Genomic DNA, 15,387 nt, shown 5'->3' on the forward strand with positions numbered 1-15,387 from the left:
CGTTGTGCGACATCGTATTCTGACGTTGTTGCTGGGGTTGGCGGTGCTGGTCACCGCTGGCTGCGGTTTTCACCTGCGTGGCACCACGCAGGTACCCTCAGAAATGAAAACGCTACTGCTGGATAGCTCAGACCCTTATGGTCCGCTGACCCGTGCAGTACGTGAACAGTTGCGTCTAAGCGGCGTGACCATTGTCAAAGATGCGAAACGTAAGGATCTCCCTTCCCTACGCATCATTGGCGCAACCGAAAGCCAGGATACCGCGTCTATCTTCCAGGACGGTAAAACCGCTGAGTACCAGATGGTGCTAACCGTTCAGGCACAGGTGCTGCTCCCGGGTCACGATTTGTATCCGCTGAGCGTGAAAGTGTTCCGTTCGTTCTTCGATAACCCACTGACCGCACTGGCTAAAGACTCCGAACAGGAGATCATTCGTCAGGAAATGCGTGAGCAGGCCGCGCAGCAACTGGTGCGCAAACTGCTGACCGTGCACGCGGCGGAAGAAGAAACGCAACAGAAAGCCGCTGCCGCCGGTGAAAAAGCGGCCAGCCGCGTAGATCAATGATTCGTATTTATCCTGAACAACTTGCCGCGCAGCTCCGAGAGGGGCTGCGCGCTTGTTATTTATTGAGTGGTAATGAACCGTTACTGTTGCAGGAAAGCCAGGATCTGATCCGTCAGGCGGCGCAACAACAACAGTTCACCGAGCATTACAGCATTTCACTTGATGCCCATACCGACTGGGACGCCATTTTCAGCATCTGTCAGGCCATGAGCCTGTTTGCCAGTCGCCAGACGCTGATGCTGATCTTCCCGGAGAACGGACCCACCGCGCCTATCGGTGAACAGCTAATCAAGCTGGCCGCCCTGCTGCATGACGATATTTTGCTGATACTGCGTGGGCCGCGCCTGACCAAGGCGCAAGAAAACAGCGCCTGGTTCAAGGCTCTCACTCCGCATGGTGCTTATGTCAGTTGCCAGACACCTGAGCAAGCCCAATTGCCACGCTGGGTAGCGCAGCGCGCCAAAACCATGAAATTGGAATTGGACGACGCGGCCAATCAATTGCTGTGCTATTGCTACGAGGGCAACCTGCTTGCGTTGTCGCAGGCACTCGAAAGGCTGTCACTGCTGCATCCAGACGGTAAACTCACGCTACCGCGCGTTGAACTGGCGGTAAACGACGCCGCACACTTCACGCCATTCCACTGGCTAGATGCTCTGTTGGCAGGTAAAAGCAAACGTGCCTGGCATATCCTGCAACAGATGCAGCAGGAAGATGTCGAACCGGTAATTTTGCTACGTACCCTGCAGCGCGAATTGCTGCAGTTGCTGAATTTGCAAAGACGCATGGCATCAGTGCCGCTGCGCACGTTGTTTGATCAGTACAAAGTGTGGCAAAACCGCCGCAATCTGGTCACTCAAGCATTACAGCGACTATCCGGTGCCCAACTGCGGCAAGCGGTGCATCTGCTGGCGCGGATTGAAATCACCCTTAAACAGGATTACGGCCAATCGGTTTGGTCGGAACTGGAAACCCTGTCAATGCTGCTGTGCGGCAAACCTCTGGCCACGAGTTTTTCAGATGCCCACTAAAACGCAAGACACCACCGTTCTGCACGCCCTGTTTGGCGGAACCTTTGACCCAATCCACTACGGCCATTTACGGCCGGTGGAGGCCCTCGCTGCAGAAGTTGGCCTGAGCCGAGTCACGCTACTGCCAAACCATGTTCCCCCGCATCGCCCTCAGCCCGAGGCTAATGCACAGCAACGGTTGAAAATGGTAGAGCTGGCAATCGCCGGCAATCCGTTATTTGCCGTAGACGACCGTGAGCTGCACCGCACAACGCCGTCCTATACCATAGAGACGCTGGAAGCCATTCGTAAAGAACGTGGCGCTGAATTGCCTCTGGCGTTTATTATTGGCCAGGACTCGCTCTTGTCGTTGCACAAATGGCATCGCTGGCAATCGCTGCTGGATACCTGTCATCTGCTGGTGCTGGCCCGTCCCGGTTACAATGACCGGATGGATACGCAAGAACTGCAACAGTGGCTGGAACAGCATCGGGTGACCGATGCAACACAGCTTAGCCTGAAACCTCAGGGCTATATCTATCTGGCAGACACACCGCAGTTGGAAATTTCTGCCACGGAAATCCGCCAGCGCCGCCATCAGGGCCTCAACTGTGATGACCTGTTGCCACGTTCAGTACAACGCTATATCGAGTTACAGGGTTTATATCGCTAGCGAGAGCTGCATGATATACTGCGCCGCTATTTTTCAGGTATTCGCTGAAAACCCCGGAAACCTTAGCTGGCCGGGCAGTCACCAGCTGGCTTTCAGCGGCATCCTGCCGACTTATCATTGATTCAGGCCGCAATACGGGCAGTTGCCCGCCGCAGTCGAATAAACCGAACACACCCGAGGGGGAACCTTTGCAAGGTAAAGCGCTCCAAGATTTCGTCATCGATAAAATTGATGACCTGAAAGGCCAAGACATTATCGCTCTGGATGTACAGGGTAAATCCAGCATCACCGATTGCATGATCATCTGCAGCGGCACCTCTACCCGTCACGTGATGTCGATCGCCAACCACGTTGTGCAGGAAGCGCGCAACGCCGGTATGGAACTGTTCGGCATGAAAGGTCAGGAAGCTTCTGACTGGGTGGTTGTCGATTTAGGCGAAGTGATTGTTCACGTGATGCAGGAAGAAAGCCGTCAGTTGTACGAGCTGGAAAAACTCTGGAGCTAAGTGGTGAAACTGCAACTGGTAGCGGTCGGCACTAAAATGCCAGACTGGGTGCAGACCGGCTTTATGGATTATCTGCACCGCTTTCCAAAAGACATGCCGTTTGAGCTGACCGAAATCCCGGCGGGCAAGCGCGGCAAGAATGCCGATATCAAACGCATTCTGGAAAAGGAAGGCGAGCAGATGCTGGCGGCGGTGGGCAAAGGCAATCGTATTGTCACGCTGGATATCCCCGGAACGCCGTGGGAAACACCGCAGTTGGCGCAACAGCTCGAACGCTGGAAGCAGGATGGCCGCAACGTCAGCCTGTTAATTGGCGGCCCAGAAGGGCTAGCCCCCGCGTGCAAGGCCGCAGCCGAACAAAGTTGGTCACTCTCGCCGTTGACATTGCCGCATCCTTTAGTGCGCGTTCTGGTGGCTGAAAGCCTCTACCGCGCCTGGAGTATTACAACAAATCATCCTTACCACCGGGAATAATCGGTGGTAACCGTGACAGAGTGAAATAAAGCAGCGGGATGAAAATAGAACGTAACCCTTTTCGCGACTATACGGCTGAATCGGCCCTGTTTGTACGCCGCGCCCTGGTGGCGTTCTTGGTCATCCTGGTGCTGACCGGCATCCTCATCGCCAATCTGTATAATCTGCAAATCGTCCGCTTTGAGGATTACCGCACCCGCTCCAACGAAAACCGCATCAAACTGGTGCCCATCGCGCCCAGCCGCGGCATCATTTACGATCGCAACGGCACCCCGCTGGCGCTCAACCGTACGATTTACCAACTGGAACTGATGCCGGAAAAGATCGACGATCTTAAGGCTACGCTACAGGCATTGCGGCCCGTGGTCGATCTGACCGATGACGACATCACCAATTTCGAGAAAGAGCGCAAACGCTCGCGCCGTTTTGTCTCTATCCCGGTCAAAACCGCCCTGAACGAAGTGCAGGTGGCGCGTTTTGCCGTTAACCAATTCCGCTTCCCCGGTGTCGAAGTTAAAGGCTATCAGCGCCGCTACTATCCTTATGGATCTGCCCTGACCCATGTGATCGGCTACGTGTCGAAGATCAACGACCGTGACGTTGAACGGCTGGATAAAGATGGCAAGTTGGCCAACTACGCCGCCACACACGATATTGGCAAGCTGGGCATCGAACGCTATTACGAAGATACCCTGCACGGCAAAACCGGCTACGAAGAGGTTGAAGTCAACAACCGCGGGCGTGTCATTCGCCAGCTGCACGAACAGCCGCCTTCCGCCGGGCAGGACGTTTACCTGACACTGGATCTCAACCTGCAACGCTATATCGAACAGTTGCTGGTGGGCAGCCGGGCTGCGGTAGTCGTGAGCGATCCGCGCACCGGCGGCATTCTGGCGATGGTGTCCAACCCCAGCTATGATCCGAACCTGTTCGTCGACGGTATCTCCAGCAAAGACTACCAGGGGCTGCTGAACGATCCGAACCGGCCGCTGATCAACCGTGCAACGCAAGGGCTTTATCCCCCAGCCTCCACGGTGAAGCCGTACATTTCCGTCTCGGCACTCAGCGCTGGGGTGATCACCAAAAATACGACGCTGTTCGATCCCGGTTGGTGGCAATTACCCGGTTCGGAAAAACGCTTCCGCGACTGGAAAAAATGGGGCCACGGCCGCCTGAATGTGACCAAAGCGCTGGAAGAATCGGCGGATACCTTCTTCTATCAAGTCGCCTACGATATGGGCATCGATCGCCTGTCGACCTGGCTGACCAGGTTCGGTTACGGCGAATATACCGGTATCGATCTGTCCGAAGAGCGTTCTGGCTTGATGCCGACCCGCGAGTGGAAATTCAAGCGTTATAAAAAACCCTGGTACCAGGGCGATACCATTCCTGTAGGCATAGGCCAAGGCTACTGGACGGCTACGCCTATCCAGATGTCCAAGGCACTGACCACGCTGATAAACGACGGCAACGTCAAAACGCCACATCTGTTGCAGAGCACCAGAATCAATGGGGCACTGGTGCCATTTAGCCAAGAAGAAAGCAAGCAGATCGGCGATATTCATTCCGGCTTCTGGGAAATTGCCAAAGACGGCATGTATGGTGTAGCCAACCGTCCGAACGGGACGGCGCGTAAGTACTTCGCGGATGCACCTTACAAAGCCGCGGCGAAATCGGGTACCGCACAGGTATTCGGCTACGAAACCTACAACGCCCACAAACTGGCGGAGCACCTGCGTGACCACAAATTGATGACGGCGTTTGCACCGTACAACAACCCTACGGTGTCGGTCGCCATCATTCTGGAAAACGGCGGCTCCGGTCCGGCGGTCGGGACAATTACCCGTCAGATCCTCGACCATATCCTGTTGGGCGATAACAATACGCAATTACCATCTGAAGCCCCACTGCCACCAGGCGTAGAGGGTGATTAAGGTAGAACATGACTGAAAGCCAACAAAAAGGGTCGATCTGGACCAAAATCCACATCGATCCTACATTCCTGCTACTCATTCTGGCCCTGCTGGTCTACAGCGCGTTCGTCATGTGGAGCGCCAGCGGGCAGGACATTGGCATGATGGAGCGCAAGATCGGCCAGATCGTCATGGGACTGATCGTGATGGCCGTCATGGCACAAATCCCACCGCGGGTGTATGAAAGCTGGGCGCCGTATTTGTATATCTTCTGCGTAATCCTGCTGATTTTGGTGGATGCCTTCGGCCAAATCAGTAAAGGGGCTCAGCGCTGGCTTGATCTCGGCTTTGTGCGCTTCCAGCCGTCCGAGATCGCCAAGATTGCCGTGCCGTTGATGGTGGCGCGCTTTATGAACCGCGACGTCTGTCCGCCTTCGCTGAAGAATACCGCCATCGCACTGGTGCTCATTTTCCTGCCAACGCTGTTGGTTGCCGCACAACCGGATTTGGGGACCTCAATTCTGATCGCCGCCTCCGGCCTGTTCGTGCTGTTTCTGTCCGGCATGAGCTGGAAGCTGATCGCCGTGGCTGCGGTATTGCTGGCTGCCTTTATACCCGTACTGTGGTTCTTCCTGATGCACGGCTATCAGCGCGACCGCGTCATGATGCTGCTCGATCCGGAAACCGACCCGCTTGGTGCCGGCTATCATATTATTCAGTCAAAAATCGCTATTGGCTCCGGTGGTCTGTCAGGCAAGGGTTGGCTGCACGGTACCCAGTCGCAGTTGGAATTCCTGCCGGAACGCCACACCGACTTTATCTTCGCGGTGTTGGCCGAAGAGTTAGGGCTGATCGGGGTGCTGGTGCTGCTGGCACTCTACCTGCTGGTGATTATCCGAGGGCTGATGATTGCCGCCAAGGCACAAACGACCTTCGGCCGAGTGATGGTCGGCGGCCTGATGCTGATTTTGTTTGTTTATGTGTTTGTTAACATTGGCATGGTCAGTGGCATTTTACCGGTAGTTGGCGTACCTTTGCCTCTGGTCAGCTACGGGGGTTCGGCGCTGATTGTGCTTATGGCCGGGTTCGGCATCATCATGTCGATCCACACGCATCGGAAAATGATGTCTAAAAGTTTATAAGAGGTGAGTAATGCGTAAGGAATGGCTTTGGGTCGGCGTAGTCGCGGTGTTACTTTCCGCCTGTACCGCCCCGACCTCGGAACAGCAAGCACCGCCGCAGCAGCCGTATAACGGGCCGGTGGTGGAAATCGGTGGCGTTGAGCCTCAATATGAACCCTATAACCCTAATAACTTGCAGGATTATAAGGTTAATGGCGACACTTACCGCATTGTGAAAGATCCGCAGAACTTCTCGCAAACCGGTCTGGCGAGCTCCTATGGCGAAGAAGCCCGAGGCAACACCACGGCGCTGGGTGAACAGTTCGATCCTAACGGCCTGACCGCCGCACACCCGACGCTGCCGATCCCAAGCTACGTACGCGTGACCAACCTGGCCAATGGCCGCCAACTGGTGGTTCGGGTTAACGATCGCGGCCCTTACACCAAAGGTCGCATTATCGATCTGTCGAGAGCCGTGGCCGATCGCCTGAACCTGTCCAACAACACCAAGGTCAAGGTTGATTTCATCAATGTTGCACCGGACGGCACCCTGAGCGGTCCTGGCACCATCGGTACTACCGTCGCCAAACAAAGCTACGCCCTGCCTTCACGCCCGGATCTTGGTTCCAGCAGCATGGGCACCCCGGTACAGCAGGACGTTCCTGTCGCGAGCGGCGCAGCAGTTCGCCCCATTGACAACAGCAGCCTGAATAACGGCGATGACGCCCCAGCAGCGGCCACCAGCAACAGCGGCCGCAGCGGTTTCCTCGGTGCGCCGAGTGCCGTACCGGCTGGCGTGTTGGAAGGTTCAGAGCCTGAACCTGCAGTCAGCGCTGCCGCCATTGCTGCCCCTGTAGCTGCCACTGCAGCCGTTGGTGCAGGCAGCATGGCTTCTGGCGGGAGCTATGTCGTCCAGGTTGGTGCACTGAGCAGTGCCGAACGTGCGCAGACCTGGCAACAAAGCCTGAGCCAAAAGTTTGGCGTGCCCGGTAAAGTGGCTGCCAGCGGCAACGTTTATCGCGTACAGTTAGGCCCGTTCAGCAGCCGTCAACAAGCGACTCAGCTGCAGCAGCGCCTCGCTAGCGAAGCGCAGCAACAATCTTTTGTCACTGCTGCACCTTAAACAGAGCTCCGGCAGATATCGCGACTGATACTCCTTCCTTTAGCTGAAACATTTTCTTTCAGCTAAAGCCAGTAAAGCGCGATGAGTCAGAGGATTGGCTAATGCCTGCCGGGATCTCATCTGTTATAGTGTGGCTCGTTTTTAACTTTACCCTCATGGATGTTGTAGTCTCGATCATGAAACAAGTAACTTCTTTCCGCTTAATCAAGAGCATAGCGCTCGGCACCGTTATCGCGATGAGTGCAACTACTGTTGCGCATGCCGATGACGTTAATATCAAGACCATGATCCCAGGGGTACCGCAGATCGACGCGGAAGCCTACGTCCTGATTGATTACAACTCCGGTAAAGTTTTGGCCGAAATGAATGCCGATGCGCGCCGCGACCCAGCCAGCCTGACCAAAATGATGACCAGCTACGTCATCGGCCAGGCACTGAAAGCAGGTAAAATCGGCCAGGAAGACCTGGTTACCGTCGGACAAGATGCCTGGGCAACCGGCAACCCGGTATTCAAAGGCTCTTCGCTGATGTTCCTGAAGCCAGGCGATCGCGTACCTGTTTCCAAGCTGACCCGCGGCATTAACCTGCAGTCCGGCAACGATGCCTGTGTGGCCATGGCCGACTACGTGGCAGGCAGCCAGGACGCGTTTGTTAATCTGATGAATACTTACGTCAGCAAGCTGGGCCTGCAGAACACCCACTTCCAAACCGTACACGGCTTGGATGCACAGGGTCAGTACAGTTCAGCACGCGATATGGCGTTGATCGGCCAGGCGCTGATCCGCGACGTACCAGATGAATACGCGATTTATAAAGAAAAAGAGTTCACCTTCAACAATATCCGCCAGATGAACCGTAACGGTTTGTTGTGGGACACCAGCCTGAACGTGGACGGCATCAAAACCGGCCATACCGATGCAGCAGGTTATAACCTGGTTGCCTCTGCAACAGAAGGCCAGATGCGCCTGATCTCTGCGGTGCTGGGTGGTCGTACTTATAAAGGCCGTGAAACCGAAAGCAAAAAACTGCTGACGTGGGGCTTCCGCTTCTTCGAAACCGTTGCGCCACTGAAAGTGGGCAAAGAGTTTGCCTCTGAACCAGTGTGGTTCGGCGATACAGACCGTGTTGAATTGGGCGTAGACAAAGACGTCTATCTGACCATTCCACGCGGCCGCATGAAAGACCTCAAAGCCAGCTACGTGTTGAACACACCAGAAATTCATGCCCCTCTGGCTAAAAACCAGGTTGTCGGCAGCATCAACTTCCAGCTCGATGGCAAAACCATCGATCAGCGCCCACTGGTGGTGATGAACGAAGTGAAAGAAGGTGGTTTCTTCAGCCGTATCGTGGATTACATCAAACTGATGTTCCACCACTGGTTCGGTTAACAGTTGAAACGGGCGAAATCGCCCCCATATACTGATTAACTTTAACTCCCGCTCCGGCGGGAGTTATAATTTATAGATTAGCGATACCCTAAATAATTGGAGTTGCGTCGAGGCGGCAACCGTATGAATCCCGATGAACTTACTCAAGTAAGTGATTCGGCTAAGTAAGGGCAGCCAACAAAGGGGCAGTTTCAAGTATGACGGGACTATATTGATAGCCGCACTCTGGAGCGCACATGAAAACTAAACTGAACGAACTGCTCGAATTCCCTTGCTCATTTACCTACAAAGTAATGGGCTTGGCACAACCCGAGCTGGTAGACCAGGTGGTTGAAGTGGTGCAGCGCCATGCTCCTGGGGACTATAACCCACAGGTTAAACCGAGCAGCAAAGGCAATTACCACTCCGTTTCCATCACCATTAACGCGACTCATATAGACCAGGTAGAAACCTTATATGATGAGCTGGGCAACCTTGAAATTGTCCGCATGGTGCTGTAATTCCAGCACAAAAACCTGCTTTTCAGCCCGGGCCAGAGCATTCTCTGCCCGGGTTGCGCATTTTTGGTCAGCGAAATGCTGGTCGCGGGCCAGAGCGCCCGGTATAATGGCATTACCACTTCTGTAACCTGGCGATGACTCTTTTGCAACCAGACAAGATCATTTTGCGTCAGCTGGGGTTGCAGCCCTACGAGCCTGTATCCCAAGCCATGCACAACTTCACCGATCGCCGAATCGAGACCACGCCAGATGAGCTGTGGCTGGTTCAGCATCAGCCGGTGTTTACCCAAGGCCAAGCCGGTAAAGCCGAGCATCTGTTAATGCCGGGTGACATTCCGGTGATTCAGAGCGATCGCGGCGGCCAGGTGACCTATCACGGCCCGGGGCAGCAGGTGATGTATGTGATGGTTGATCTGAAACGCAACAAGGTTGGCGTTCGGCAGCTGGTCACGGCTATTGAAGATACCGTTATTAATACCCTTGCCCATTTCAACATCGCGTCACGCGCCCGTCCGGATGCGCCCGGTGTTTACGTGGGGGAGCAAAAAATTTGTTCGTTGGGTTTGAGGATCCGCAAAGGCAGTTCATTCCACGGCTTAGCCCTGAATGTCGCCATGGATCTTACCCCCTTCCAGCGTATTAACCCTTGTGGTTACGCCGGCATGCAGATGACACAGGTCAGCGCGGTTGTGCCTGGCGTTGGTATTGAAGACGTACACCCAGTCCTGGTACAGGAATTTGTTCATTTACTCGGCTACCCGAAGGTCGAGCTTCGTAACTGGAACCTGCACGATTATGAGTAAACCAATTCAGATGGAACGCGGCGTCAAATACCGCGATGCAGACAAAATGGCGTTGATCCCGATTAAAACGGTGGTCACCGAACGGCAGGAGCTGTTGCGTAAACCCGAGTGGATGAAAATCAAACTCCCTGCCGACTCTACCCGCATTCAAGGCATTAAAGCCGCAATGCGTAAAAACGGTCTGCATTCGGTGTGCGAAGAAGCTTCTTGCCCGAACCTGTCTGAGTGCTTCAACCACGGTACGGCCACCTTTATGATCCTGGGCGCTATCTGTACCCGCCGCTGCCCATTCTGTGACGTGGCACACGGCCGCCCTGTTGCCCCGGATGTTAACGAGCCGGAGAAACTGGCTCAGACCATCGCCGATATGGGCCTGCGTTATGTGGTCATTACCTCGGTTGACCGCGACGATTTACGCGACGGCGGTGCTCAGCACTTTGCCGATTGTATCGCTGCCATCCGCGCCAAGAACCCGACCATCAAGATTGAAACCCTGGTACCGGACTTCCGTGGCCGTATGGATCGCGCACTGGAAATCCTGACCGAAACGCCACCAGACGTGTTCAACCACAACCTGGAAAACGTACCGCGCGTCTATCGTCAGGTTCGTCCGGGCGCTAACTACGAGTGGTCACTGAAGCTGCTGGAACGCTTTAAAGAAGCACATCCTCACATCCCAACCAAATCAGGCCTGATGGTCGGTCTGGGTGAAACCAATGCGGAAATCGTTGAAGTGATGCGCGATCTGCGTCGCCATGGTGTGACCATGCTGACTCTGGGCCAGTATCTGCAGCCAAGCCGTCATCACCTGCCAGTACAGCGTTACGTCAGCCCGGCAGAGTTCGACGAAATGAAAGAAGAAGCGATGGCGATGGGCTTCACCCATGCCGCATGCGGTCCGTTTGTTCGTTCATCCTACCATGCCGATTTGCAGGCAAAAGGGATGGAAGTGAAGTAATCGCAGCAATGAATTGTTACGTTTCTCATCACGGAAACGCCAAAAAACGGATGTCCTTGCGGCATCCGTTTTTTATTGCCCAACCAAAAGCGTCATTACTGGTCTTTCTTTTCCACGCTCTGCGGGTTGGACTGGCTTTCAGCGGTGTTCGCTGCTGGCGGTGTCGTATCATCACCGACCGCCTTTTTAAAGCCTTTCAGCGCAGCGCCTAAATCTGCGCCCAAAGAACGCAGCTTGCTGGTACCGAACAGCAAGATGATCAACACCGCAATCACCAGAAGTTTGGTAATACTGAGACCTTCCATACTCACCTTCTTATTCATATAGCGCTGCGGACGCAGCGAAACAACAAAGCTTGCCTGATAATATTTACCTACTTTCCCTGAGCCAAAACAACATCAACATGTAACAGAGTGAGATCTTGAGCCAAGATGCTATTTTAAATGCATTGAACATTAATCAGACTATTCTGAGTTTCTTAGCTGCATGCTACGCTGTCATTCTACTTACTGTGGAGTTGCCGGATGTACACGCCTTCAGTCATTGATACCAGACGTTCCGGCCTCAGCTTCGCCAGACGCACCTATCTGCCTCGCATTGTCGGCCTTGGGGTCGGTTTTATCTGTGTATTCTCGGTGCTTTATTCACAGCAGACGTCTCCTTGGATATGGGGCCTGCTGGTTCTCCACGGTTTTATCTGGCCACACCTTGCCTATCAATGGGCACGTCGTTCCGCTATGCCTTTCAAGGCTGAGATCCGCAACCTGCTGATCGATTCATTTTTTGGTGGGCTGTGGGTGGCGATGATGGCATTCAATGCCTTACCGTCAGTCGTTATCCTGTCGATGATGGGCATGAACAACATTGCCTCCGCCGGAAAATCACTGTTCCTCAAAGGATTGGCCGTGCAAGTGTTCAGTGCCCTGGCGATCGGTGCCGTGCTGGGTTTTCCCTTTCAACCACAAAGCACAGCGCTGCAGATCTATCTGTGCCTGCCGATGATCTATCTCTACCCCACACTCTTGGGGTTGGTGACGTACCGCACCGCCAAACGGCTGGCGGAGAAAAAACAGGAACTGCTGCGTATCAGCATGCGTGACGGCCTGACAGGGCTGTATAACCGCCGTCATTGGGAACATTTGCTCCATCACCAATTTGACAGTTGCCGGCGCTATCAGCACAGCGCAACACTGATTTTGATGGATATCGATCGTTTCAAAACCATCAACGACACCTTCGGGCATGCGCTGGGGGACGAGGCCCTGGCGGTGTTGGCCGAAGAGCTGTTAATTGGATTACGTGCAGTGGATATTGTTGGGCGCTACGGCGGGGATGAGTTTGGAGCCGTATTGCCAAACACCAGTGCTGAACAAGCCAGTATTGCGCTGGTACGCATTCAGGAGCGGCTGAACGACATTATTTTCCGTGAGGCGCCACAGCTAAGATTGAATATCAGCGCCGGCATCGCCGATTATCACGGTGAAATGACCGGCTATCTGGACTGGTTAAAAGCTGCTGACAACGCGTTGTATCGTGCGAAGAACAACGGCCGCAATCGTCTGGAACTCGCGGTGCCCAATCATTAATACCAAGAGTGACAATTTCTGCTTTCCACGTCACTTTTGATACTACAAAACCGTCGGCGCTGGGTGTAAGATCCCACCTGCGCGGCAAAAACAGCGGCGTCGAATCACGGAGATGACATTCCTCCATAACCGCCTTCACAGGCTGATGATGTCTACGTAACCTCTCAGAGGGGTACGTAGCATTGTGCCTGGACCTTTCTGAGTTTGACTTCCCATTTAATGAAAGGCAGTTTTGACCATGTTGAGTTCTTTACTGGCAGTTTTTATTGGCGGCGGTGTGGGCAGCGTACTGCGCTGGGCCATCAGTATGAAGATGAACCCGCTGAATGCCCATATCCCCCTGGGTACTCTGGCGGTGAATTTGCTGGGGGGTTTTATCATCGGCGCCGCTATCGCCATTTTCTCTCGAATGACGCATCTGGATCCTACCTGGAAGCTGCTGATTACCACCGGTTTCTGCGGCGGTTTGACCACCTTCTCCACCTTTTCGCTGGAAGTGGTCTATTTGCTGCAAGATGGGCGTTTCGCCTGGGCTCTGGCCAATATGTTACTCAACCTGGCGGGCTCGCTGGCGATGACCCTGCTGGCGTTTATGCTGGTCATTTGGATTAATGGGCAATGAGCTAATTTCGTTGCCTTAATGTTTCCTTAATCTGCCCAGCCCATAATCTCATCCAGTATCCCCCACTGGATGAGAACTCAGATGTTTAGTCTGCCAAGAACCGCCACTGAAGTTACCGCAACTCTGCTGTGCCTGCTGATTGTTGGCACCTTCATCAAGGTTTATCTGTTCGCCTGACGTTCAGCGCCCCGACACCGACCTTTACAGTTGTGATATTGCCTATTGCCGTTGTTGCATTACAATTGAGAATGAACGTTCACACCCAGAAAGTGAAACGCATTTCTCTTGGCAAAGGATCGGGACATGATATCCACCAGCGACAGCAGGCAGGCTAAAGTACAGGCTCGCCGCGACCAGATTGTCGACGCAGCAAAACTCTGTTTTCGCCAGCACGGTTTTCACGCCGCCAGCATGGCGGAAATCGCACAAAACTCCCAACTGAGCGTCGGCCAGATCTATCGCTACTTCGACAACAAAGATGCGATCATCGAAGAGATCGTTAATCGTATCATCACCAGTAAAATGCGGCGGCTCGAGGATCTCGGCGATCATATCAACCTGATCGCTGGCACTTTGGCAGCACGTACCCTGTTTCAACAACCCGGTGAAAGCGAAACCGACCACATGTTGATGTTGGAGGTTACTGCCGAGGCCACACGCAACCCGAGCGTGGCGAAAATGCTCAGCGATGCGGAAACACGGTTATTCCACCATGTTTGCCAGAACCTACAGCGGATCTACCCGCACTTCAGCGAGCAGGAAATCGCCGCCAGGGTAGAGTTTATTGCCGTATTAAGCGAAGGTACCGGCTATCGCATTCTTACCACCCAAAAAGCCGATATCAGCCTGCTCAGCGGCCTATACCAGCAAGCTATCTCTCACCTGTTCAGGAAACCATAATCCTCATGACCAGACACATAGCCAGACAACGTCTGGTGTACGCACTCGTACTTGGCCTGCTTGCCTCACTGGGGCCGCTGTGCATCGATCTTTACTTACCTGCCCTGCCGGAAATGGCCGGAGAGTTGAATACGTCAACATCCACGGCACAGCTCAGCCTCACTGCCGGTCTGCTCGGGCTGGGGGTCGGTCAGCTGATTTTTGGCCCCTACAGCGACAAACTTGGCCGCATGCGTCCGCTGCTGCTTTCTCTGGTACTGCTGTTGGTTGCTTCCCTGTGGTGTGCTCTGGCACCCAACATCGACCAGTTACTGATAGCACGGCTGTTACAAGGGTTAGCAGGGGCAGGTGGTGCCGTTATTTCCCGCGCCATCGCCCGCGATCTCTATTCCGGGCACGAACTCACGCGCTTCTTCGCCCTGCTGATGCTGGTCAACGGCCTGGCACCGATCATTGCACCTGTATTGGGTGGCGCGATGCTGCAGTTTATGGACTGGCGTGGCATTTTCGGCGCGTTGGCGGCCATCGCGGTACTGCTGTTTACTCTCGCCAGCCTGAAACTGCACGAATCACTGCCCGCGGAGCGTCGTAGCCAGGGTGGGATCTTGGCAATGTTGCAATCTTTGGGGGGGTTGCTCACTCAGCGCCAATTCATGGGCCTGTGCCTGACGCAAGGCTTTGTCATGGCTGGCATGTTCGCCTACATCGGCGCCTCTCCCTTCGTATTACAGCAGATTTATGGCCTCAGCCCACAGATGTTCAGCCTGTGCTTTGCCGTCAATGGCGTTGGGTTGATCATTTCTGCGCAAGTCGCCAGCCGTCTAAGCATGCATTTTGGTGAAAGAAAGGTTCTGAAAGGGGGCTTAACATTAGCGGCTATCTCGTCGCTGCTGTTGCTGCTGGCTGCCGGTTTGCACGCACCGCTAGGACTGTTGATGGTGCCGCTGTTCTTCTCGGTGGCGGTGATCGGGATTGTCGGCCCGACAGCATCATCTTTAGCGATGCAAAGCCAGGGGGACAAGGCGGGGAGCGCATCTGCGTTGATCGGCGTGAGCATGTTTGCGCTCGGGGCATGCAGTGTGCCACTCACCGGGTTGGGCGGTACTTCCAGCGTGTCGATGGCACTGACGATTGTTGGCTGTTACGCCATTGCCATCCTGCTGTTTAGCTTACTGGTACGTAAACAACCGGCCTGAGTTACCGAAAAATAATAATAAAAAACCCGCTCAAGGAGCGGGTTTTAAG

Annotated in this window: 17 protein-coding genes and 1 riboswitch; of the genes, 16 read left to right on the top strand and 1 reads right to left on the bottom strand. The window is 54.3% G+C overall.

Annotated elements, in window-relative coordinates; all coding sequences use genetic code 11:
• Nucleotides 1–4 precede the first annotated feature (4 nt).
• From lptE to lipA, 12 genes are all read left to right on the top strand, one after another.
• Nucleotides 5–565: an LPS assembly lipoprotein LptE gene (gene lptE / locus JOE25_RS14795; protein WP_209636369.1), complete on the top strand. Its 561-nt coding sequence runs from the start codon at nucleotides 5–7 to the stop codon at nucleotides 563–565.
• Nucleotides 562–1,596, top strand: a complete 1,035-nt coding sequence (gene holA, locus JOE25_RS14800; protein ID WP_209636372.1) for a DNA polymerase III subunit delta — start codon at nucleotides 562–564, stop codon at nucleotides 1,594–1,596. Before lptE ends, holA begins: the two co-directional genes overlap by 4 nt.
• Nucleotides 1,586–2,248: a nicotinate-nucleotide adenylyltransferase gene (gene nadD, locus JOE25_RS14805; protein ID WP_209636374.1), complete on the top strand. Its 663-nt coding sequence runs from the start codon at nucleotides 1,586–1,588 to the stop codon at nucleotides 2,246–2,248. Before holA ends, nadD begins: the two co-directional genes overlap by 11 nt.
• 188 nt (nucleotides 2,249–2,436) lie before the next feature.
• Nucleotides 2,437–2,754 (top strand): ribosome silencing factor, encoded by a 318-nt coding sequence (gene rsfS, locus JOE25_RS14810; RefSeq protein WP_037417998.1) that lies wholly within the window; start codon nucleotides 2,437–2,439, stop codon nucleotides 2,752–2,754.
• 3 nt (nucleotides 2,755–2,757) lie between these two features.
• Entirely contained in the window at nucleotides 2,758–3,228 is a 471-nt protein-coding gene (gene rlmH / locus JOE25_RS14815; RefSeq protein ID WP_004949595.1) for a 23S rRNA (pseudouridine(1915)-N(3))-methyltransferase RlmH, read from the top strand.
• Between the two features lie 38 nt (nucleotides 3,229–3,266).
• A complete protein-coding gene (gene mrdA, locus JOE25_RS14820) occupies nucleotides 3,267–5,162 on the top strand; it encodes a peptidoglycan DD-transpeptidase MrdA (RefSeq protein ID WP_209636376.1) in 1,896 nt (631 codons plus the stop codon).
• An 8-nt stretch (nucleotides 5,163–5,170) separates the two neighbouring features.
• Nucleotides 5,171–6,283, top strand: a complete 1,113-nt coding sequence (mrdB, locus tag JOE25_RS14825; protein WP_012005638.1) for a peptidoglycan glycosyltransferase MrdB — start codon at nucleotides 5,171–5,173, stop codon at nucleotides 6,281–6,283.
• A 10-nt stretch (nucleotides 6,284–6,293) separates the two neighbouring features.
• Nucleotides 6,294–7,385, top strand: coding sequence for an endolytic peptidoglycan transglycosylase RlpA (gene rlpA, locus JOE25_RS14830; protein WP_209636378.1), 1,092 nt, complete (start codon nucleotides 6,294–6,296; stop codon nucleotides 7,383–7,385).
• A gap of 176 nt (nucleotides 7,386–7,561) precedes the next feature.
• Nucleotides 7,562–8,773 (top strand): D-alanyl-D-alanine carboxypeptidase DacA, encoded by a 1,212-nt coding sequence (gene dacA / locus JOE25_RS14835; protein ID WP_037417985.1) that lies wholly within the window; start codon nucleotides 7,562–7,564, stop codon nucleotides 8,771–8,773.
• Between the two features lie 236 nt (nucleotides 8,774–9,009).
• Nucleotides 9,010–9,273: a DUF493 family protein YbeD gene (gene ybeD / locus JOE25_RS14840; protein ID WP_020825613.1), complete on the top strand. Its 264-nt coding sequence runs from the start codon at nucleotides 9,010–9,012 to the stop codon at nucleotides 9,271–9,273.
• 134 nt (nucleotides 9,274–9,407) lie between these two features.
• Complete coding sequence (gene lipB / locus JOE25_RS14845; protein ID WP_209636380.1) at nucleotides 9,408–10,076, top strand: lipoyl(octanoyl) transferase LipB; 669 nt, start codon at nucleotides 9,408–9,410, stop codon at nucleotides 10,074–10,076.
• Entirely contained in the window at nucleotides 10,069–11,034 is a 966-nt protein-coding gene (gene lipA / locus JOE25_RS14850; RefSeq protein ID WP_209636382.1) for a lipoyl synthase, read from the top strand. Before lipB ends, lipA begins: the two co-directional genes overlap by 8 nt.
• Nucleotides 11,035–11,129: 95 nt before the next feature.
• Here lipA and tatA read toward each other — a convergent pair whose 3' ends face one another.
• Nucleotides 11,130–11,339, bottom strand: a complete 210-nt coding sequence (gene tatA / locus JOE25_RS14855; protein WP_209636903.1) for a Sec-independent protein translocase subunit TatA — start codon at nucleotides 11,337–11,339, stop codon at nucleotides 11,130–11,132.
• A 219-nt stretch (nucleotides 11,340–11,558) separates the two neighbouring features.
• Between tatA and JOE25_RS14860 the strand changes: the two genes are divergently transcribed.
• The 4 genes from JOE25_RS14860 (at nucleotide 11,559) to JOE25_RS14875 (ending at nucleotide 15,338) form a co-directional block, all read left to right on the top strand.
• Complete coding sequence (locus JOE25_RS14860) at nucleotides 11,559–12,620, top strand: diguanylate cyclase (protein ID WP_209636385.1); 1,062 nt, start codon at nucleotides 11,559–11,561, stop codon at nucleotides 12,618–12,620.
• Nucleotides 12,621–12,719: 99 nt separating this feature from the next.
• A riboswitch (Fluoride riboswitch) is annotated at nucleotides 12,720–12,782 on the top strand.
• A gap of 76 nt (nucleotides 12,783–12,858) precedes the next feature.
• The gene (gene crcB, locus JOE25_RS14865) at nucleotides 12,859–13,242 is read left to right on the top strand and encodes a fluoride efflux transporter CrcB (protein ID WP_209636387.1); all 384 of its coding nucleotides are present in this window, start codon (nucleotides 12,859–12,861) and stop codon (nucleotides 13,240–13,242) included.
• Between the two features lie 303 nt (nucleotides 13,243–13,545).
• On the top strand, nucleotides 13,546–14,142 hold the full coding sequence (locus JOE25_RS14870) for a TetR/AcrR family transcriptional regulator (RefSeq protein ID WP_209636390.1): 597 nt from the start codon (nucleotides 13,546–13,548) through the stop codon (nucleotides 14,140–14,142).
• Between the two features lie 5 nt (nucleotides 14,143–14,147).
• Nucleotides 14,148–15,338, top strand: coding sequence for a multidrug effflux MFS transporter (locus tag JOE25_RS14875; protein WP_209636392.1), 1,191 nt, complete (start codon nucleotides 14,148–14,150; stop codon nucleotides 15,336–15,338).
• The last annotated feature ends 49 nt before the right edge of the window (nucleotides 15,339–15,387 follow it).

This window comes from Serratia sp. PL17, assembly GCF_017832355.1.
GTDB lineage: Bacteria > Pseudomonadota > Gammaproteobacteria > Enterobacterales > Enterobacteriaceae > Serratia.

Bases quoted from the DNA above. Each gene is read 5' to 3' on its own strand.
- holA (WP_209636372.1), top strand. From the start codon at position 562: ATGATTCGTATTTATCCTGAACAACTTGCCGCGCAGCTCCGAGAGGGG.
- nadD (WP_209636374.1), top strand. From the start codon at position 1,586: ATGCCCACTAAAACGCAAGACACCACCGTTCTGCACGCCCTGTTTGGC.
- mrdA (WP_209636376.1), top strand. From the start codon at position 3,267: ATGAAAATAGAACGTAACCCTTTTCGCGACTATACGGCTGAATCGGCC.
- mrdB (WP_012005638.1), top strand. From the start codon at position 5,171: ATGACTGAAAGCCAACAAAAAGGGTCGATCTGGACCAAAATCCACATC.
- rlpA (WP_209636378.1), top strand. From the start codon at position 6,294: ATGCGTAAGGAATGGCTTTGGGTCGGCGTAGTCGCGGTGTTACTTTCC.
- dacA (WP_037417985.1), top strand. From the start codon at position 7,562: ATGAAACAAGTAACTTCTTTCCGCTTAATCAAGAGCATAGCGCTCGGC.
- ybeD (WP_020825613.1), top strand. From the start codon at position 9,010: ATGAAAACTAAACTGAACGAACTGCTCGAATTCCCTTGCTCATTTACC.
- lipB (WP_209636380.1), top strand. From the start codon at position 9,408: ATGACTCTTTTGCAACCAGACAAGATCATTTTGCGTCAGCTGGGGTTG.
- lipA (WP_209636382.1), top strand. From the start codon at position 10,069: ATGAGTAAACCAATTCAGATGGAACGCGGCGTCAAATACCGCGATGCA.
- tatA (WP_209636903.1), bottom strand. From the start codon at position 11,339: ATGGAAGGTCTCAGTATTACCAAACTTCTGGTGATTGCGGTGTTGATC.
- JOE25_RS14860 (WP_209636385.1), top strand. From the start codon at position 11,559: ATGTACACGCCTTCAGTCATTGATACCAGACGTTCCGGCCTCAGCTTC.
- crcB (WP_209636387.1), top strand. From the start codon at position 12,859: ATGTTGAGTTCTTTACTGGCAGTTTTTATTGGCGGCGGTGTGGGCAGC.
- JOE25_RS14870 (WP_209636390.1), top strand. From the start codon at position 13,546: ATGATATCCACCAGCGACAGCAGGCAGGCTAAAGTACAGGCTCGCCGC.
- JOE25_RS14875 (WP_209636392.1), top strand. From the start codon at position 14,148: ATGACCAGACACATAGCCAGACAACGTCTGGTGTACGCACTCGTACTT.